The organism is Citrobacter sp. Cm046, assembly GCF_030333065.1.
Lineage (GTDB): Bacteria > Pseudomonadota > Gammaproteobacteria > Enterobacterales > Enterobacteriaceae > Citrobacter > Citrobacter murliniae.
The window spans coordinates 71,524-89,537 of sequence record NZ_JAOWGP010000037.1 but is presented as its reverse complement, the minus strand read 5'-3'; the positions used below and the strand labels follow the sequence as shown (position 1 = coordinate 89,537).

At 52.1% G+C, this 18,014-nt stretch carries 18 protein-coding genes; 10 read left to right on the top strand and 8 right to left on the bottom strand.

All coding sequences use genetic code 11. The features are described from left to right. Positions 1–34: 34 nt before the first annotated feature. The 3 genes from ttrA to ttrB are packed head-to-tail and all read right to left on the bottom strand — an operon-like array spanning position 35 to position 4,850. Positions 35–3,100: a tetrathionate reductase subunit TtrA gene (ttrA, locus tag OGX98_RS09140; RefSeq protein ID WP_286595152.1), complete on the bottom strand. Its 3,066-nt coding sequence runs from the start codon at positions 3,098–3,100 to the stop codon at positions 35–37. Beyond that, positions 3,093–4,115, bottom strand: a complete 1,023-nt coding sequence (gene ttrC / locus OGX98_RS09135) for a tetrathionate reductase subunit TtrC (protein ID WP_286595150.1) — start codon at positions 4,113–4,115, stop codon at positions 3,093–3,095. The genes ttrA and ttrC overlap by 8 nt, the downstream gene beginning before the upstream one ends. Further along, positions 4,116–4,850: a tetrathionate reductase subunit TtrB gene (gene ttrB, locus OGX98_RS09130; protein ID WP_048221568.1), complete on the bottom strand. Its 735-nt coding sequence runs from the start codon at positions 4,848–4,850 to the stop codon at positions 4,116–4,118. It abuts the gene before it with no gap. A 179-nt stretch (positions 4,851–5,029) separates the two neighbouring features. Between ttrB and ttrS the strand changes: the two genes are divergently transcribed. From ttrS to ydhT, 9 genes are all read left to right on the top strand, one after another. Continuing rightward, the gene (gene ttrS, locus OGX98_RS09125) at positions 5,030–6,811 is read left to right on the top strand and encodes a tetrathionate respiration histidine kinase TtrS (RefSeq protein ID WP_286595149.1); all 1,782 of its coding nucleotides are present in this window, start codon (positions 5,030–5,032) and stop codon (positions 6,809–6,811) included. Beyond that, positions 6,786–7,370 carry a tetrathionate respiration response regulator TtrR gene (gene ttrR / locus OGX98_RS09120; RefSeq protein ID WP_200011703.1) on the top strand — a complete coding sequence of 195 codons (585 nt, stop codon included), beginning with the start codon at positions 6,786–6,788 and terminating at the stop codon, positions 7,368–7,370. Before ttrS ends, ttrR begins: the two co-directional genes overlap by 26 nt. A 92-nt stretch (positions 7,371–7,462) precedes the next feature. After that, a complete protein-coding gene (gene fumD, locus OGX98_RS09115; protein WP_045442274.1) occupies positions 7,463–7,672 on the top strand; it encodes a fumarate hydratase FumD in 210 nt (69 codons plus the stop codon). A 481-nt stretch (positions 7,673–8,153) separates the two neighbouring features. Then, positions 8,154–8,780: a ferredoxin-like protein gene (locus tag OGX98_RS09110; protein WP_003029338.1), complete on the top strand. Its 627-nt coding sequence runs from the start codon at positions 8,154–8,156 to the stop codon at positions 8,778–8,780. A 120-nt stretch (positions 8,781–8,900) separates the two neighbouring features. After that, complete coding sequence (locus tag OGX98_RS09105; RefSeq protein ID WP_048221565.1) at positions 8,901–11,003, top strand: aldehyde ferredoxin oxidoreductase; 2,103 nt, start codon at positions 8,901–8,903, stop codon at positions 11,001–11,003. 10 nt (positions 11,004–11,013) lie between these two features. Further along, complete coding sequence (locus tag OGX98_RS09100) at positions 11,014–11,691, top strand: YdhW family putative oxidoreductase system protein (RefSeq protein WP_286595147.1); 678 nt, start codon at positions 11,014–11,016, stop codon at positions 11,689–11,691. A gap of 64 nt (positions 11,692–11,755) precedes the next feature. Next, positions 11,756–12,424: a 4Fe-4S dicluster domain-containing protein gene (locus tag OGX98_RS09095; protein WP_045442282.1), complete on the top strand. Its 669-nt coding sequence runs from the start codon at positions 11,756–11,758 to the stop codon at positions 12,422–12,424. Further along, positions 12,421–13,206, top strand: a complete 786-nt coding sequence (phsC, locus tag OGX98_RS09090) for a thiosulfate reductase cytochrome B subunit (RefSeq protein ID WP_286595146.1) — start codon at positions 12,421–12,423, stop codon at positions 13,204–13,206. The genes OGX98_RS09095 and phsC overlap by 4 nt, the downstream gene beginning before the upstream one ends. 3 nt (positions 13,207–13,209) lie before the next feature. Then, positions 13,210–14,022 (top strand): protein YdhT, encoded by an 813-nt coding sequence (ydhT, locus tag OGX98_RS09085; protein ID WP_045442287.1) that lies wholly within the window; start codon positions 13,210–13,212, stop codon positions 14,020–14,022. Between the two features lie 9 nt (positions 14,023–14,031). On the opposite strand, the gene OGX98_RS09080 is transcribed toward ydhT, so the two are convergent. Genes OGX98_RS09080 through OGX98_RS09065 form a run of 4 tightly spaced genes read right to left on the bottom strand, consistent with a single transcriptional unit; the run spans position 14,032 to position 17,137 of the window. Next, entirely contained in the window at positions 14,032–14,709 is a 678-nt protein-coding gene (locus tag OGX98_RS09080; RefSeq protein WP_286595145.1) for an amino acid ABC transporter permease, read from the bottom strand. Next, the gene (locus tag OGX98_RS09075; protein WP_045442293.1) at positions 14,699–15,484 is read right to left on the bottom strand and encodes an amino acid ABC transporter permease; all 786 of its coding nucleotides are present in this window, start codon (positions 15,482–15,484) and stop codon (positions 14,699–14,701) included. Before OGX98_RS09075 ends, OGX98_RS09080 begins: the two co-directional genes overlap by 11 nt. After that, positions 15,484–16,302, bottom strand: coding sequence for an amino acid ABC transporter ATP-binding protein (locus tag OGX98_RS09070; protein WP_048221561.1), 819 nt, complete (start codon positions 16,300–16,302; stop codon positions 15,484–15,486). The genes OGX98_RS09075 and OGX98_RS09070 overlap by 1 nt, the downstream gene beginning before the upstream one ends. Before the next feature lies 1 nt (position 16,303). Continuing rightward, positions 16,304–17,137: an ABC transporter substrate-binding protein gene (locus OGX98_RS09065; protein ID WP_048221560.1), complete on the bottom strand. Its 834-nt coding sequence runs from the start codon at positions 17,135–17,137 to the stop codon at positions 16,304–16,306. 248 nt (positions 17,138–17,385) lie between these two features. Between OGX98_RS09065 and OGX98_RS09060 the strand changes: the two genes are divergently transcribed. Next, a complete protein-coding gene (locus OGX98_RS09060; RefSeq protein ID WP_045442302.1) occupies positions 17,386–17,565 on the top strand; it encodes a hypothetical protein in 180 nt (59 codons plus the stop codon). 180 nt (positions 17,566–17,745) lie between these two features. Here OGX98_RS09060 and OGX98_RS09055 read toward each other — a convergent pair whose 3' ends face one another. Beyond that, entirely contained in the window at positions 17,746–17,886 is a 141-nt protein-coding gene (locus OGX98_RS09055; protein ID WP_003832695.1) for a hypothetical protein, read from the bottom strand. Positions 17,887–18,014: the final 128 nt, after the last annotated feature.

The following is an 18,014-nucleotide window of genomic DNA, read 5'->3' as shown; positions in this document are numbered from 1 at the left end:
TGCCGGATGGTTTAGCCACCATCCGGCACACGGATCACACCCGTTCGATTTTCGCCGGAAGCCCCTGACGTACCGAGGCGCCAGAAACCCAGTCCAGCCAGGTATTGGCGACCTGACGTGTCGGATCGGCAAAGCCGAGATCGTTAATATTGATTCCTGATTTTATCTGGGTGTCAGACGCCATCAGCTCGCCATCAAGCGTATGCTGCGCCGCGCCCATTTCTCTGTGTCCGTAACCATGCTCAATCGCGATCACTCCAGGCATTACGCCATTGAGCAGACTGATCTGCGCCTGTGCCTGACCGCCAGGGGTCGTAATACGAACTACATCGCCATGGGACACCCCAAAACGCCGACCATCTACCGGATTTAGCGCTACCAGATTCACCGGTTTAAGATGATGCAGGCGAGGGATCACCGCCGACGCGCTGGACATGGTATTGGATTTAAATGAAATCAGCTTCAGCGGCCACTCCCGTTCAGGGAATAATTCATCAATGGAACGACCGTCACTGAGGCGCGCAGGATACCAGGCCGGACATCCGCTATAGCGTTCACCGGTAATCGCATGACGGTGCGCGGCAACGTCCGCATTCCAGATTTGCAGTGGTTTCTCCCACGCATTACCGACGCGGTTTTCCACCCGACCACTCTTGTCCGGAGCAAAGCGACCACCGCGCGAATAGACAAACGCGACACGGCTTATTTCATCGGCTTTCAGCGTTTGCGTTATTACAGGGAGGATCCGCGTCACGCCAGTTAGCGAGATATCGTCAGGTGTGGCTTCAGCGACAGGCGCTTTTCCCATAAACGCAATGTTTGCGGCGACCCTGAGGTAGTAATCTTCTGCGCGGTTAAGTGGGTAGTGGTTACCTTGCGGATCGGTGATCGCGTTGTCACCAAAGCCCGGCAGCCCGATGCGTTTGGCTACTGCAATGCAGAAAGACTCCATCGACGCTGGTTGACCGTCCTCGGTTTTACTGGTCGCTGGTGCAACTACCGGCCAGCGCGCGGTTGTGGCTTTGCTGGCAACGCCAGCCCACGGTGCGCTGAATCCCCAGCTTTCGAAGTTGTGCGTATCCGGAACGATGTAATCCGCCAGTGCGGTTGTTTCGTTCATGAAGGCGTCAATTGCGATAAACAGCGGCAGACGAGCAGGATCTTTGAGTTTTTCTTCCGCTACGCCGCGCAACCCTGCCACACCGTAGAACGGGTTGGTCATGTTGGAGATCCACGCTTTCAGCGGGTAAGGGTAACCTTCGAGCGCCGAGGCGAGTAATTCGGTCAATTGACCTGCAACAAACGGATACCATGGGGCTTTGGCCGGGAAGGGCGATTGCCCGGCGGCGACTTTATTACGGTACTCTTCAGAGGATTCATAGGCGGTTTTACTGCGTGCGATGCTTAGCCCTTTTGGCTTCACCTTTCCGGCGAAACTGTCCATATTGTAGCGAGGACCATCGGTCGCACCATTGAATTTGCCTCCACCAACAAACACGCCGCCTTCCAGGCTGAGGTTGCCAATCAGCGCATTTAGCATCATCACCGCCCAGGCATTATAAAATCCGTTGCCTGCCATCATCCCGCCGTGGGTGATCACTGCGGCTTTACGCCCGTGACGGGTGAATGCGTCGGCCAGGGCACTTATTTTCGCTTCCGCCACGCCGCACTGCTGGCTGTATTGCGCCATCGAGAGTTTTTCGGCGGACTCTTTCAGACACTGGAACCCGCTTTTTACCGTTACCGTTTGTCCATCAGTCAGCGTAACCTGGCGTGTCACAAACAGTTGTGCGCGTTGGCAGTCGCTGGCGGCTACACTCTCTCCAGCCTCGTTAACAACCATCGGTTCACTGGTCGCGCCTGCGTGCAAATGCGCAAGGGTTAAATGCTGTCCGGCAAGCGTTGGGATTTCATCTGTGATCACCAGATGCGTGGCATTGGTCCAGCTTTTTTCCCCGGCCTGTTGCATCGCCTGTACACCGGGAATGGTGAGGTAATCAGCGTTGTAGCGCTGGTTGTCGATTATCCAGCGGATCATCCCCATCGCCAGCGCGGAGTCGCTTCCCGGACGCACGGGTTGCCAGTGTCCACGATCATCAGCCAACACCGTGGTTAACGGTAGGGCGGGCGCAACCACGACATACTGAAAATCGTTGCGTAAACGGGCACTGGCAAGCTGCCGGGCCTGGCGCTTAAACGGGTTGCCGGACTGTGCCGGAGAGGTGCCCATAAACAGCGCGAATTCGACATTGTCCCAGTCAGGTTTGACGTGGGTATTCTTATCCAGATCGCCCATTAACGCGCCAGATCCAGCCCGATATGCCAGCCCACAGTAAGCGCCGTGTGCGCCGAAGTTTTTACTGCCGAAACTGTTAAGGGCAAAGCGACGTAAAAACGTATCGCGCCCCTCATCGCTGGTATTGGTGACCAGCAACTGATTTGATTTCGGACCAAAGCCGGGATGACTGGCATCAATTGGTGTATTGGGATCGTGTATTGCCCGTAGACCGTCAACATGGCCCTCACCAAACAGATCGCCACCTTCCACGACCTCTTTGATCAACTGTTCGAAGCTAATGCGCTGCCATTTACCCTCGCCACGCTTACCAACGCGCTTCATCGGCTCCAGAATGCGAAGTGGACTGTACAGGCCTTCAAGTAAAGTTGCGCCACGAGCGCAGGCGGTTGAACGTGCATCAAGACCGCTTTCACCCGCCAGTTGTTCCATAGCGGTGGCAAAGGGTACAGAAGAATCAATGTGGTGTTCGTGAGATAACGGATGATACGGGTTGCCCGCAATACGCAGCACTTTCCCTTTTTCGCTGTCAACGCGAACGCGTACACCGCATTGAGTCCAGCAACCGAAGCATTGCGTCATTGAGATCACCTGTTGCGGATTCTGCTGCCAGCGTGACCGGGCGTTGGCTTCGGGGATTAATGCGTTGCCAATGATTCGATCGCGGGTGATTTTTCCTGAAGATCCATCAAGTAAACCGTCAATTGCACGTTTTGCCACGTCCCGGTAACTCAGCCCAAAGGTTACCATCCCTCCAACGGTGAGACCGACTTTAAGCCACTGACGACGGGTTAAATTAGCCATGTTGCATTCTCCTTGCGATCGCATTCAGGACTTCACGAACAATAATGATAAGTGCTATCCACAGGCCAAAGGTGCCGAGTATGGCAAGCCAGCCATCCGTGCCGGCAGGCAGGGAGTATGGGTTAAACTGCGCGTTAAACTTGGGTATGGTTTGGACCTGAATCAGGAGTGTCCAGCGCATCAGCCAGCACAGCGCCATTGCACTTAAAGCCAGCAAAACGCGCAGCGGAAGTGACAAAGGATGACGCAACACCAGTCCACAAAAGCACAGAGAAACAACCCACAGCACCACCCAGCCGATGGCGTAATGGCGTGCTGAAGACGCAATATCCAGCCAGTAGCGGATAGCCGAACCTGAAAGCGTATTGCCGCTTACCCAGATAACCATCACCATCGCCAGCGCGATTAACGTTGCGGTTTGTCCCCATGCCAGCTTGCGCAGCAATGTGCCTTCACTTTTCGATGCGGCGATCAGCAGAGCTAAGAAGGTCTGTAGCGCACTCAGGAACATCGCGACCGGGAAGGCATAACTGAACCAGATGGGGCGCGCCTGAACCACCGATACTTCACGACCGGTGTACACCAACAACCCGATTGCAGAAAGCGCGCTGCCGATGGTTAACCATTTGGTGACACTGTAACTTTTGAGCGTAAACTGTTTGATGTGTTGTGCCAGAAACCATAGCCCAAGAAACCCGGTGAACAGTGGTAAAAATAGCGCCCCCCAGGGCATCCATGACCACGGCGTTGGGTAAGCGTAGAAATGCCAGACGCGGGCGGTTTGGTGTAAATCCGCTGTAAGCGCCAGTGGGGCGGTGATCGCACAGGTCAATGCGATAAGCAGAGTGAGGTTTTCTAACTCCGGCTGCTCTTTTTTTCGCCAGTAGAGAACGCAGGCGAAGAGCGCGGCGCAGGCGGCAATACCGATAAAAAAGAAGTATTGTACAGCCCACGGTAGCCAGCTTACGTCCTGTGGATGCGCCAGAACCTCTTCAATAACCAATGAGTGGGTCATTTAAACCTCCTGCCAGAGAGCGGGTTGAGCACGTCCCATCAACGGGGTAACAAAGGCTTCATCCAGTCCGAGATAGAACACGTGGGGCGAAGTGCCGCTTTCGGGTTTCAGGACTTTGATGGCGTCATGATGATCGTGCAGCATCTGCGAAATCCGACTGTGTGGATCTTTTAGATCGCCAATGATTCGCGCACCACCAACGCAGGACTCCACGCAGGCAGGGAGCAATCCGGCTTCCAGTCGGTGAACGCAAAAGGTGCACTTATCGGCGGTTTGGGTTTCATGGTTTATAAAGCGTGCATCGTAAGGACACGCCTGTACGCAGTAGGCGCAGCCTACACAGCGCGTGTTGTCGACCACCACAATGCCATCTTCACGTTGGAAGGTGGCCTGCACCGGACAAACGGGAACGCAGGGTGGATTATCACAATGGTTACACAGGCGCGGCAGCAGGACGTTGGTTACGCTTTGCTGGCCTTCAAGCTGCACCTGATATTGGTTAACGTGGGTACGAAACTCCCCCTGAGGTGTCTGGTTTTCAATAGCACAACTGACGGTGCAGGCCTGACAGCCGATACACCGCCGCAGGTCAATCAGCATGCCGTAGCGGTGCTGAAGAGAGCCTTCATGCCGTTCAGGTGAGAAAGGGAATTGTGCCTGAGCCAGGGGAACCAGTGATGCGCCAGCGGTCAGGACACCCAGTTGCTGGAGAAACTGCCGTTTACTGCTGTCCATATTTTCTCCCGTCACGATGCAACAACGAAACATTGGTCACGCCGTTGGTTTGCGTATGATGAATAAAGAATGTTGATGATTTACAGTGTAAAAATCGCGGCGGGGGAAGCACTATTGTGGTTAACCACATACCCGGCTTGTTGTTGATCTAAAACAACATAATTGACAGGGATAATTGCGTGGGATGTAAAGTCGTACGACGCCTGGCGTTGTTGGTATCCGTATGGATATTTAGCAGTGTAACCTGGGCAGATACATGGAACATTGGCATTTTGGCGATGCGTGGTGAAGTATCTACACGAAACCACTGGCAACCGCTTGAAACCCTGTTGAATCAGCAAATCCCCGGTGAGCGCTTTCATATTCAACCTCTGGATTTGCATCAAATGCAGGATGCAGTCAATCGGGGAGACGTACAATTTGTGGTGACCAATCCGGCGCAATTCGTGCAGCTAAACAGCCGCTCTGCGCTACGCTGGCTGGCCTCTTTACGTTCCACACGCGGCGGGAAAGCGACGAGTAATGTGATAGGCAGTGCGATCCTCGTCAGACGTGACAGCGGGATAACTTCCCCACACGATCTGATAGGTAAAACAGTCGGCGCGATTGATGCTCAGGCGTTTGGTGGTTATTTACTCGGGTATAAGGCGCTCAGCGATGTCGGCCTGCGCCCTGAGCGCGATCTGCGTCTGAGATTCACTGGATTTCCCGCAGATGCCTTATTGTATTTATTACGCGAAAAAGCCGTTCAGGCGGCGATCGTACCCGTCTGTTTACTGGAAAAAATGGACGAAGAAGGGTTGATCCATAAAGCGGATTTTATCGCAGTGCTCAATTATCCCACCTCCATTCCCTGCTTATCCAGCACGCCGCTCTATCCTGACTGGTCATTTGCGGCACTGCCGGTGGTGAGTGATGAACTTGCCGATCGCGTCACACGGGTACTGTTTAACGCGCCGCAAGGTGCTACTTTTCGCTGGGGCGCGCCTGCGTCTACCCGTGAAGTTGAGGCATTGTTACGCGACGTTCGGCAGCATCCGCAGCAGCGGCATCTGTGGTTAGATGTCAAAAGTTGGTTTATTCAACACCGGCTGGCAATGGGGGCTGTGGTTGTCATGCTGTTGTTGCTCACGCTCAATTATATCTGGGTCATGCTGCTGGTCCGCAGGCGCGGACGAGAGCTGGAACGCAACAATGTGCTGTTGCGCAAGCAGGAACAGGCACTGGAAACGGCCCGGCAAATGAGCGTCCTTGGAGAGATGACGTCCGGATTTGCCCATGAAATCAATCAACCGCTTTCGGCCATCCGCCACTATGCGCAAGGCTGCCTGATTCGCCTGCGCGGACAAGATCAACAGCATCCACTGTTGCCCGCACTTGAACAGATTGATGTCCAGGCGCAACGGGGAGCAGACACATTGCATAATCTTCGTTTGTGGGTCAGCCAGGCGCAGGGAAACCCGGTGATGGCTGATGACTGGAAGTCGATTAACGTGCGTGACGCCATTCACCATGTATGGCAATTATTACGCATGGCGCAGCAGTTCCCGGCAGTGACGCTACAAACGAAGGCCAGTCATGCGTTAATGGTGACACTACCGTCCGTTTTGCTCGAGCAGGTGTTGGCGAATCTGGTGCTGAATGCGGCCCAGGCAGGGGCCAAAACGGTGTGGTTTACGGCCCAGGATGAGGACATGGGGATCAGCATCATGGTGCAGGATAACGGCGGAGGTATTGATGAAGCTCAGCTCTATCAGGCTTTTCAGCCCTTCATGACCACCCGCAAGGAAGGTATGGGGCTGGGACTGGCAATTTGCCAGCGACTGGTTCGTTACGCAGGCGGTGAGATTACGATTAAAAACCAGACAGCCCCTGACGGGCAGGCGGGTGTCAGGGTGACATTATATTTTAAGCAGACACAGGAAGGAGGGCGCTGTGGCGACAATTCATTTGCTGGATGACGACGTTGCCGTCACCCAGGCCTGCGCATTTTTACTGGAAAGTTTGGGATATGACGTTCGATGCTGGGAGCAAGGCGAAACGTTCCTGGCTCAGGCCTGTCTGCATCAACCTGGCGTATTGTTGCTGGATATGCGTATGCCGGTACTGGACGGGCAAGGTGTACATGAGGAGATGCTGCGACGCGGAAGTACGCTGGCAGTTGTGTTTCTCACCGGGCATGGAGACGTACCAATGGCGGTTGAGCAAATGAAGCGCGGAGCGGTCGATTTTTTGCAAAAGCCGGTTTCAGCCGAACCGCTGCAGGTCGCGCTGGAGCGCGCACTGGAGGTATCCGCAGCGGCTTGCTCGCGACAAGAGATCGTCAACTGCTATCAACAACTCACTCCCAAGGAACGTGAACTGGCGACGCTGGTGGCGACAGGGTTGATGAACCGGGAAATCGCTGACGCCATGAACATCGCCGTGCGTACGGTTGAGGTCCACCGGGCAAGGGTGATGGAAAAAATGCAGGCCGGGAGCCTTGCAGAGCTGGTTAACCGACTACAACGGGTGCTGTAGATTTATGACATTTCATTGATTTTCATTGATTTTTGTCTAACGGGGCAGAGTGATATATGCTGTTGGTTTGAGTCAATGACGAGCAGGCAAATATGGGAAATCAGACTAAAGACGACGAGCTGTACCGTGAGATGTGCAGAGTAGTCGGGAAAGTAGTGCTGGAAATGCGCGATCTGGGGCAAGAGCCTAAGCATATCGTCATTGCTGGGGTGCTGAGAACGACTCTCGCCAATCAGCGTGTAAAGCGCAGTGAGTTAGAGAGACAGGCCATTGAGACCGTGATTAAAGCACTGGCGGGTTAAAGCAGAAAAGAGGGCGGCGGAAATAATCTGCCGCCCTCTTATTTTAATCACAATAATCTTCCAGTTAATATAATTTAGCTTTGTCACTAATATTGTCAATATCGTTATATATTTAATTACATATCGAATTGTATATTGCACTGTATTTTGAAGCATAGTCACAAATATTTGTTGCGCATATAAAATACTATTTCAAATTTCCTTAATGATAATAAATATCACTCCACATTAATTATTTTTCTTCCGTTTTTTAATTGATAACGATCAAAGTTATAGGGGGAGAATAACCACATTATTCATATGCCTAACCCTAAAGGATTAGATTCATTCAGTTTAACCGCCGTCATTTATGCGATCAGGTTAGGGCAAATAATCACGTGTTGTTGGCAACATGAGTGGCCCGAAATGGCCTGACCTGCGCTCATTAATATTAGCCTGGAAGTGTTGCTGCTACAGCGTTTGCGAAGAGGATGCGAAATAAATGAACCAGGTTGATCGTCCATTTTTAGATTGTGGTTTAACGCGGCTTGAATTTCTGCGCATATCAGGGAAGGGGCTGGCGGGATTAACCATTGCACCCGCGCTGCTATCGCTTTTTGGCTGTAAACAGGAAGATGTGGATAGCGGCACTGTGGGGCTCATCAACACACCAAAAGGGGTGCTGGTGACTCAGCGAGCTCGTTGCACCGGATGCCACCGCTGCGAAATTTCTTGTACAAATTATAACGATGGCGCTGTGGGTACCTTCTTTTCCCGCATTAAAATTCATCGAAACTTCTTTTTTGGCGACGATGGCGTAGGCTCCGGTGGTGGTTTGTATGGCGATTTAAACTATACCGCCGACACCTGTCGTCAGTGTAAAGACCCGCAATGTATGAAAGTCTGCCCGATTGGCGCAATTACCTGGAAACAGGAAGATGGCTGTATTGCGGTAGATCATAAACGCTGTATTGGTTGTAGCGCCTGTACCACGGCTTGCCCATGGATGATGGCAACCGTAAATACCGAAACGAAGAAATCCTCAAAATGCGTTTTGTGTGGGGAATGCGCCAATGCTTGTCCGACTGGAGCATTAAAAATTATCGAGTGGAAAGATATTACTGTTTGATTGATAGCAGGGATGTCTGATACGCGTCACTAATTGCCAAAAATATCGCAGTTTTGAATGAAAAAGCTGCCTGCAAAGTGACGGGTATATCTATCGAACCTTCTTGCAAAGGAATATATGATGGCTAATGGTTGGACGGGTAATATTTTACGGGTCAATCTCACTACGGGTAATATCACCGTTGAAGATTCCAGTAAATTTAAAAAATTTGTCGGTGGGATGGGCTTTGGTTATAAAATCATGTACGACGAGGTCCCGCCAGGTACCAAACCTTTTGATGAAGGTAATAAACTGGTTTTTGCCACCGGACCACTAACTGGTTCTGGTGCGCCTTGTAGTTCCCGCGTCAATATCACCTCCTTATCGACCTTCACAAAAGGTAATTTAGTGGTTGATGCCCATATGGGCGGATTCTTCGCTGCGCAAATGAAATTTGCCGGCTATGACGCCATTATTATTGAAGGAAAGTCGCCATCACCTGTCTGGATCAATATTAAAGATGACAAGGTGAGCATCGAAAAAGCCGATTTTCTGTGGGGCAAGGGCACGCGTGCAACGACCGAAGAAATCTGTCGCGTAACCAGCCCGGAAACCTGCGTCACCGCTATCGGCCAGGCGGGTGAGAACCTGGTTCCGCTCTCCTGCATGATCAACAGCCGTAACCATAGTGGTGGTGCCGGAACTGGTGCAGTGATGGGGTCGAAGAACCTGAAGGCTATTGCGGTCGAAGGGACAAAAGGAGTCAACATTGCCGATCGCAAAGAGATGAAGCGGCTGAATGACTATATGATGACCGAGCTTATCGGTGCTAACAATAACCACGTTGTGCCGAGTACCCCGCAGGCATGGGCAGAATACTCCTCACCAAACTCACGCTGGACGGCGCGTAAAGGACTGTTCTGGGGCGCAGCGGAAGGTGGACCTATCGAAACGGGTGAAATTCCCCCTGGCAACCAGAATACCGTTGGCTTCCGTACCTATAAATCCGTATTCGATCTCGGCCCTGCGGCTGAAAAATACACGGTCAAAATGAGCGGGTGCCATTCATGCCCAATTCGCTGTATGTCTCAGCTCAATGTCCCGCGAGTTAAAGACTTTGGCGTACCGAGTACCGGCGGTAACACCTGTGTGGCGAACTTTGTGCACACCACCATTTTCCCGAACGGCCCTAAAGACTTTGACGATAAAGACGATGGACGTGTGGTGGGGAATCTGATTGGCCTGAACCTGTTTGATGATTACGGCATTTGGTGTAACTACGGACAACTGCATCGCGACTTTACGTACTGCTACTCCAAAGGCGTCTTTAAGCGCGTACTCCCGGCTGAAGAGTATGCGGAGATCCGCTGGGATCAGCTGGAAGCGGGCGATCCTAACTTTATTAAAGATTTCTACTACCGCCTGGCGCATCGCGTCGGTGAACTCAGCCACCTCGCAGATGGCTCTTACGCCATTGCTGAACGCTGGAATTTGGGTGAAGAGTACTGGGGATATGCCAAAAACAAACTGTGGTCGCCGTTTGGCTTTCCTGTTCACCATGCCAACGAAGCCTCGGCACAGGTGGGGGCGATTACCAACTGTATGTTTAACCGCGACTGTATGGCGCACACCCATATCAACTTCATTGGTTCTGGTTTGCCACTGAAATTACAACGGGAAGTGGCGGGCGAACTGTTCGGTTCGCAAGATGCCTACGACGAAACCAAAAACTACACCCCCATCAATGCGGCCAAAATCAAATATGCCAAATGGACGCTGCTTAAGGTCTGCTTGCATAACGCCGTGACGCTGTGCAACTGGGTCTGGCCAATGACGGTTTCACCTCTGAAAAGTCGAAACTATCGTGGGGATCTGGATCTGGAGGCGAAGTTCTTCCAGGCCGTAACTGGTGATGAAACGACGCAGGCGAGTCTGGATTTAGCTGCGGAGCGTATCTTTACCCTGCATCGTGCTTATACGGTAAAACTGATGCAAACCAAAGATATGCGCAATGAACACGATCTCATCTGCTCCTGGGTATTTGATAAAGATCCTAAGATTCCGGTCTTCACAGAAGGGACGGACAAGATGGACAGAGAGGATATGCGCCAGTCACTTACGATGTTCTATCAGGAAATGGGCTGGGATCCGGAACTGGGATGCCCAACTCGCGAAACCCTGAATCGACTCGGTCTTGAAGATGTGGCAGCCGATCTGGCTGCGCAGGATCTGCTGCCGGCGTAAGGAACGTGAGATGACTAACGTGAGCAACGTTCTGGTGCCTGTTGAGGAAGCGTCTGGTGCGCTTCCTGACGAGGTCGACAGCCAAAAGAGACAGTGGCTGCATGTGTTACATCAGCCTGTAGAACACAGGAATGCGCCGCAGATCCAGGAGCCCGCTACCCCGGAGTCAATTGTGGCGGATTTTATTCGCCAGCACTCCGCAGCGGGTCAACTGGTGGCTCGCAATCTCTTTTTGCTGCCGCCTTACTCGGTTCCAGAAACCGACCTGGCGGCGCTTCTGGACACGATGTGTCAGCATGAGTCCGGGGCGGATATTGCCAGTGTGCAGGGGGTTGAAGATACGTATTTCTACTCGACGCAAACCATGGCAGAAAACTACGCCAGCATGTGTGTGCAGGTGGTTGAAAACGATATCTGCCGCGCGATCGCTGAAGCGGTACGTTTTGACTGTAGAACGTATCCTCGCCCTTATAAGGTCGCGATGCTGGAACAGCCACCTTATCACTTCGAGCCTCAGCAGGTCGCCGCAGCGCTCACGGCAATGGAAACGCATCCTGATTACGCAGACATACGCACTGTGGAATCGTCGAATGCGGAACCTTACCTGTTCAGCGAGCGCTTTATGAGTTACGGCAAAGCGTACGGCTTGTGCGAATGGCTTGAAGTTGAGCAGTATCAGAACCCCTGAATTCTTCAGGTTGATGTCATGGAATGTGTGGACGATCACTGTCACAGTATTAGAGGATAACCCGATGTCCTTCACCCGACGAAAATTTGTCATTGGCATGGGGACGGTGATTTTTTTCACCGGCCCAGGTCAAAACCTGTTAGCGAGTACCAAGGCAACCAAAGATGTTCGTTACGTTATGATCCATGATGAATCATTGTGCAACGGATGTAATATTTGCGCTCGTGCGTGCAGGAAAACGAATCATGTTCCCGCTCAGGGGAGCCGTTTATCGATAGCCCATATTCCGGTATCGGATAACGACAACGAAACGCTGTATCACTACTTCCGCCAGTCCTGTCAGCACTGTGACGATGCGCCGTGCATTGAGGTATGTCCGACCGGGGCTTCCTGGCGTGATGAGAATGGGATTGTGCGCGTAGACGCTTCTCGCTGCATTGGATGTAGCTATTGTATTGGTGCGTGTCCGTACCAGGTGCGTTATCTCAACCCGCAGACCAAAGTGGCGGATAAATGCGACTTCTGCGCCGAATCTCGTCTGGCGAAAGGTTTCCCACCGATCTGTGTTAACTCTTGTCCGGAGCATGCGCTGATCTTTGGTCGCGAAGACAGTCCGGAAATTCAGACATGGTTACGGGAAAACAAGTATTACGAATATCAACTTTCAGGCGCCGGGAAACCCCATCTGTATCGTCGGTTCGGTCAACATTTGATTAAGAAGGAAAATGTATGAACGCGTCGCAGAATGCTGAGCAGTTTCACGCACAACTAGCGCAGTATGTCCCCATGTTTTCGCCGGACTACTGGCCTGTCTGGTTGGTGATCGCGGGATTAATGCTGGTGGGGATGTGGCTGGTACTTGCGCTACACGCCATGCTGCGCTTCCGTTCAGCCAATAAAGCATCAGCCGGGCATGGCGAAAAGGTGTATTTATACTCGAAGGCCGTCAGGTTGTGGCACTGGTCGAATGCGCTGTTATTTCTGCTGCTGCTTGTCAGCGGTCTGGTGAACCATTTCTCTGCGGTCAGCGCATCGGTGATGAAAAGCTTACTGACCGTACATGAAGTTTGCGGCTTTTTGCTGCTCGCCTGCTGGATTGGTTTTGTGCTGATCAACCTGATAGGGGGGAACGGACATCATTATATTATCAAACGTCAGGGCTGGGTCGGAAGGGCGCTAAGACAGACGCGGTTTTATCTGTTTGGCATTATGCAAGGTGAGTCACACCCGTTTCCTGCATCTACACGTTCAAAATTCAATCCATTACAACAGGCTGCTTATGTCGGCGTGATGTATGGCTTGTTGCCGCTGTTGCTGATATCGGGTCTGTTATCGCTCTACCCACAGGTGGTGGGCGATGTATTCCCTGGCGTGCGTTACTGGTTGCTACAGGCACACTTTGCCCTGGCGATTGTCAGTCTGTTTTTTATTTTTGGGCATCTTTATCTCTGTACCACGGGGCGCACACCGGGCGAAACCTTCAAATGTATGATCGATGGCTATCACCGGCATTAAGAGATGATGATTACTCGCAGTGACTTACGGGCCTGGCGCGTTGGGTCCGTAATGTATCGTTGGTTTTTACGCGCTTTTCCTGAGGGGGGGAGCTATGCAGATGTGCATCGCGCTCTCCTGCGGGAGGGGTATATTGATTGGGCAAACAGCCTTGTGGAGTACGCCTGGTCAAAATGGCTGGGTGAGGAGAGTTTTGTTCAACAGGATATTTGCGCCATGGAGAGTATTGCTGGTGCGCAAACAGCAGGTGAAAACGGCAGGCAACTGGCGAGTGCCGTGGATAGCACCAACTTTAGCTGTGCGGGCGATAACGTCAAAATCGCCAGTGCCGGATATGCCGCGCAGATTGCCAGTGCCGGACACAGCGCACGTATTGGCAGCGTCGGATATAACGCGCACATCGGTAGCTCCGGGGATCGTGCCAGGGTAGCAATCGCGGGAAATTCCTCACGTATCAGCAGTGTCGGTGATGGCACGCGCATCGCAAGTACTGGCATGCGTGTACGTATCAGTTCTCTGGGTGACAGAAGTCGTATTGCCAGTAGCGGCGATTTGACGCAGATCGCCAGTTTTGGCGCAGAGTCGAAAATCGTAAATTGCGCTGACAACATCCATATTAATGCCTGCGGCGAAAATGCTGTTATTGCCAGCACCGGTGTTGTCGATTCGATCATTCTCGGCCCTGGCGGATGCGCGGCGTTAGCCTATCATGACGGCGAAAGAATGCGCTTTGCGGTTGCCATTGAGGGGGAAAACAATATCCGGGCGGGCGTGAAATACAGGCTCAACGAAGATCACCAGTTTGTAGCTTGTTGAGCCGTAGGATTATCTCAAGGCAAACCGACGCCGGGTAATTTTCTCCAGCCCAAAACACAACAGGTAATAGACCAGCCCGGTGAAGATAAAAATCGCTGCCGGGTAAATTTGCACCCGACTGTTAACCTGACCGGCTACCGTTGTCAGTTCAGGAACGTTAACGATGAACGCCAGCGACGTATCCTTCAGCAAGCCAATAAATATCCCTGTTAGTGAAGGCAGAATGTTCCGCAGCACCTGCGGCAACATGATGAGCCATAATGCCTGAAACGGGCGAAAGCCCTGAACCACCGCTGCATCATATTGCCCTGCAGGGAGTGCATTTATCCCGGCATAAACTGAGTGCATCACTGAGGCTGCGGTAAACCAGGCCAGAGCCAGCGTGACGGTAACAGCACCAGGAAGATCGCTTCCGCTCAGCATTGGTAGCAGATACCACATCCAGAAGATCACAAAGATCAACGGAATACCGCGAATGAACTCCGCCCAGATAAACAGTCCTTTGCGAACCACTCCCGGAAAACGCCAGGCACAGCAGGCCAGTATTATTCCCGCAGGAAGGGCCAGAATTGCCGCGCCAATTGCCATCAATAGTGTAAGCAGAACGCCACCCCGTTGACCGTCCGCTATGCGTCCCCACAGGAGATAGTCCAGATTGTCGGTAATGACCGAAATATTAGCGATCATGCTGTGGACTCCTGAGACTGAATACGCGCGTTTTTCTGGCAAATGCCCTGGCTGACACAGGGGCCGGGCCAAGACGCGTTAACAACATACCCAACGCAATGCCGGTCAGCAGATAGAGCGCGGTACCGACGGCAAATGCTTCCAGCGCGTGCGCGTTATAGCTTTCAACTTGTCGCACCTGGTAGGTCAGCTCGGCAAAACCGATACCACTGGCTAGCGAAGAGAGCTTCATCAGGTTGAGATATTGCCCAACGATCGGTTGCCAGGCGTTCACCAGCCCCTGAGGAAGCAATATGTGACGCAAAGTGGCCCATGATGAAAAGCCCTGCGCAATGGCGGCCTCTCGCTGCCCGTCAGACACGGCCTGTAAACCTGATGCGATTTCCTCAACCAGAAAGGCAGAAGTAAAGACCCCCAGGCCCCAGGCAGAGCAGATAAATTCGGGTGTTAGCCACCAGACGTCTCCTGGCAGAATGGACCAGCCATGCTCTGCATTGACGAATGTAATAACCCCCCTGGGTAGCAGATTCCATGCGGCGAAATACCAGAACATCAGTTGCACAAGTAACGGTGTATTGCGAAAAACTGAAACCCATACGTTAACCACACCGATGCCAAAGCGGTTGCCCGTAAGACGCAGGCTGAGCAACAAAATAGCCAGCAGTGTGGCGAGTACAATACCTGCCACTGTGACCCATAGCGTGGTCAGAAAACCTGAAATTATCCATTGCAGAGGTTGCCCGCTCAGCACTCCCTGCCAGTCCATTGCATGCATTATAACGGTGACTCCTGATGTAACGGGTCGAGCACTTTTTTCAGGAAACGCTGGGTTCTGGGGTGCTGTGGACGGGTGAAAAAATCTTCTGGCGGTGCCACTTCCAGAATATCGCCGCCATCAATAAAGACCACCCGGTCAGCAATCTCTCTGGCGAAATGCATTTCATGGGTAACGACGATCATGGTGATACCGCTGTGTGCTAGATTTTTCATCACCTGTAATACTTCTCCGATCATCTCAGGATCCAGCGCAGAGGTGGGTTCATCAAAAAGGATAATTTGTGGTGAGGAGGCCAGAGCGCGGGCGATAGCAACACGTTGCTGCTGCCCGCCGGAAAGCTGGGCGGCATACGCATCAGCTTTCTCTCTCAGCCCGACCTGATCCAGCAGTTCAAGCGCGCGGTGTTCTGCGTCCGCTTTGTTCCATCCGTGAACATATTCCAGTGCCAGCGTGATGTTTTGCTGTGCCGTCAGATGGGTATACAGATTGAATTGCTGGAACACGAAACCAATACGACTGCGTAACTGACGTAATGCCGCACCGCGAAGCTGGCCAATCGGTTTGTTATCAATGTAGATATCGCCGCCGCTCAGTGACTCAAGCTGATTAATCAGGCGAATCAGCGTGGATTTGCCTGAACCTGAGGGGCCGAGGATGGTGACCACTTCACCGGGCTCAACGGACAGACTGACACCGTTCAAAACGGTGTGCGCGTCATATTGTTTAACGACATTGCGCAGTTCAACGCGAGCCTGGCGCAAATGTGTAAAATCCGCAGCGGGAGCTGCGGAACGAGGAAACAGACCTGAGAGCATATTACTTCGCTTCTATTTTAAAGGCGCGCGGCTGTGGGTTTTTGGTTTCAGGGCCAAACCAGACGTCATAGATTTTGGCTGCCTGACCCTCAGATTCGAGTTTCAGTAGCTCATCATTTACCGCTTTTAACAGCGCTGATTCGCCTTTTTTCACCCCAACGCCGATCTCTTCTTTGCTCAGCAGGTCGGGCAGGATTTTGAAATCCGCTTTATCCGGCGCGCCGCTCAATAAACCCGCCAGAATAGTGCTGTCCTGCGTGATTGCCTGGACATTACCGTTACGCAGTGCAGTTAATGCCAGCGGAATATCGTCATAGGCCAGCACCCGCGACTGCGGGAATCGCTGATGCAACGCCTGCTCACCCGTGGTGCCTTTCACCGCACCAATTCTGGCGCGGCTGTAATCATCAAGTTTGTCCGGAGACTTTGCCGGAACGAGAAATTGCTGGCCGGTGACAAAGTAGGGGACGGAGAAATCGATAACCTGTGCCCGTTCAGGGGTAATCGTGATATCCGCCACGATTAAATCCGCCTTCCCGGATTGCAATAGCGGGATACGGTTTGCCGGATTGGTCGCTACCAGTTCAAGTTTAACGCCGAGGGATTTGGCCAGCGCTTCGGCAAAATCAACGTCGTATCCGACAATTTTGTGACTTTTCGCATCGACTGAGCCAAACGGCGGGTTAGCGTCGAATGTCGCGACTTTTACCACACCTGCGGCTTTAATATCTGCCAACTGGTCGGCCTGAGCCTGCGTGGCGGTAACACCCGATGCCAGCAGTACGCTGAGAGCCAGCAGAGTTTTTTTAGCGCTGTGAATTTTCGTTGCCATCATTTTATGAAATCCCTGTAGTTATTGGTTTGTGCTTTTTACGCTCCCATAACTTAGGGTTGTCACCAAATATGAAAAAATTCTTATCTATATACAAAAAGATATTAGTGACGGGGGTGTTAATAACGGGTAAATGCAATGAGCGAGTGAAATGCAAAATTGTGCAAAACCTTGGCAATAATTCGCATTTCATTTTTAGGCGAGAGTGCGCTGGAATAAAACGCATCCGACATACAGAGGAGGCGGAGAAGATGAAAGGGCTGAAACAGCTTTGGCTGAACGTAATAAAACGGCGTCCACTGACCCCACAATATGGTGCAGAGTCTAATCTTCAGCGTGTTGTGGAGTCTGTTCTTCCTGTCGCCAGCCTGTATGGGGTGGATATCGCCAATATTGATCCGGAGTGGTTCCGTGATAAAACAACACGCTGAACTTCGCCTGACGCGCGAGATGTACTGGAATGAGGTGTGCAACGTCGCTACCGGATGGCAATTCAGATCGTAACAGCACACTGCAGTATTCGCGCAACGGGTTGAAACATTGTGCCATTTGATTTGGCGCGGGCAGGATGAACCGAATATAAAAAAACCGGCATTACGCCGGTTCAGAGATTAGATCTTGCAGGCGTCGCCGCAGTCATTATCAGCAATAATTTCCTGCGCTTTTTTGTCAGCATCTTCCAGACGTTCAGCATTACGCTCTTGCGCTTCTTCCAGTCCATCAAAGACCAGATTATCGAGATCAATTTCCATCATTCACCTGTTCAGGTTCGGCGTTAAACATCTCCCTATTATATTGCAAATATGTTGCTTAACAGCAGCGATTCTTGCGTTTTTTCAGTTCAGATGCCGCTTAACGGTGCGCTGTGTCTTCTCTCATT

Excerpts from the sequence above, each read along its gene's own strand:
- OGX98_RS09105 (WP_048221565.1), top strand. The coding sequence starts at position 8,901 with ATGGCTAATGGTTGGACGGGTAATATTTTACGGGTCAATCTCACTACG.
- ttrB (WP_048221568.1), bottom strand. The coding sequence starts at position 4,850 with ATGGACAGCAGTAAACGGCAGTTTCTCCAGCAACTGGGTGTCCTGACC.
- ydhT (WP_045442287.1), top strand. The coding sequence starts at position 13,210 with ATGATGATTACTCGCAGTGACTTACGGGCCTGGCGCGTTGGGTCCGTA.
- OGX98_RS09060 (WP_045442302.1), top strand. The coding sequence starts at position 17,386 with ATGAAAGGGCTGAAACAGCTTTGGCTGAACGTAATAAAACGGCGTCCA.
- phsC (WP_286595146.1), top strand. The coding sequence starts at position 12,421 with ATGAACGCGTCGCAGAATGCTGAGCAGTTTCACGCACAACTAGCGCAG.
- OGX98_RS09065 (WP_048221560.1), bottom strand. The coding sequence starts at position 17,137 with ATGATGGCAACGAAAATTCACAGCGCTAAAAAAACTCTGCTGGCTCTC.
- OGX98_RS09100 (WP_286595147.1), top strand. The coding sequence starts at position 11,014 with ATGACTAACGTGAGCAACGTTCTGGTGCCTGTTGAGGAAGCGTCTGGT.
- OGX98_RS09095 (WP_045442282.1), top strand. The coding sequence starts at position 11,756 with ATGTCCTTCACCCGACGAAAATTTGTCATTGGCATGGGGACGGTGATT.
- OGX98_RS09080 (WP_286595145.1), bottom strand. The coding sequence starts at position 14,709 with ATGATCGCTAATATTTCGGTCATTACCGACAATCTGGACTATCTCCTG.
- ttrA (WP_286595152.1), bottom strand. The coding sequence starts at position 3,100 with ATGGCTAATTTAACCCGTCGTCAGTGGCTTAAAGTCGGTCTCACCGTT.
- OGX98_RS09075 (WP_045442293.1), bottom strand. The coding sequence starts at position 15,484 with ATGCATGCAATGGACTGGCAGGGAGTGCTGAGCGGGCAACCTCTGCAA.
- OGX98_RS09055 (WP_003832695.1), bottom strand. The coding sequence starts at position 17,886 with ATGGAAATTGATCTCGATAATCTGGTCTTTGATGGACTGGAAGAAGCG.
- ttrC (WP_286595150.1), bottom strand. The coding sequence starts at position 4,115 with ATGACCCACTCATTGGTTATTGAAGAGGTTCTGGCGCATCCACAGGAC.
- fumD (WP_045442274.1), top strand. The coding sequence starts at position 7,463 with ATGGGAAATCAGACTAAAGACGACGAGCTGTACCGTGAGATGTGCAGA.
- OGX98_RS09070 (WP_048221561.1), bottom strand. The coding sequence starts at position 16,302 with ATGCTCTCAGGTCTGTTTCCTCGTTCCGCAGCTCCCGCTGCGGATTTT.
- OGX98_RS09110 (WP_003029338.1), top strand. The coding sequence starts at position 8,154 with ATGAACCAGGTTGATCGTCCATTTTTAGATTGTGGTTTAACGCGGCTT.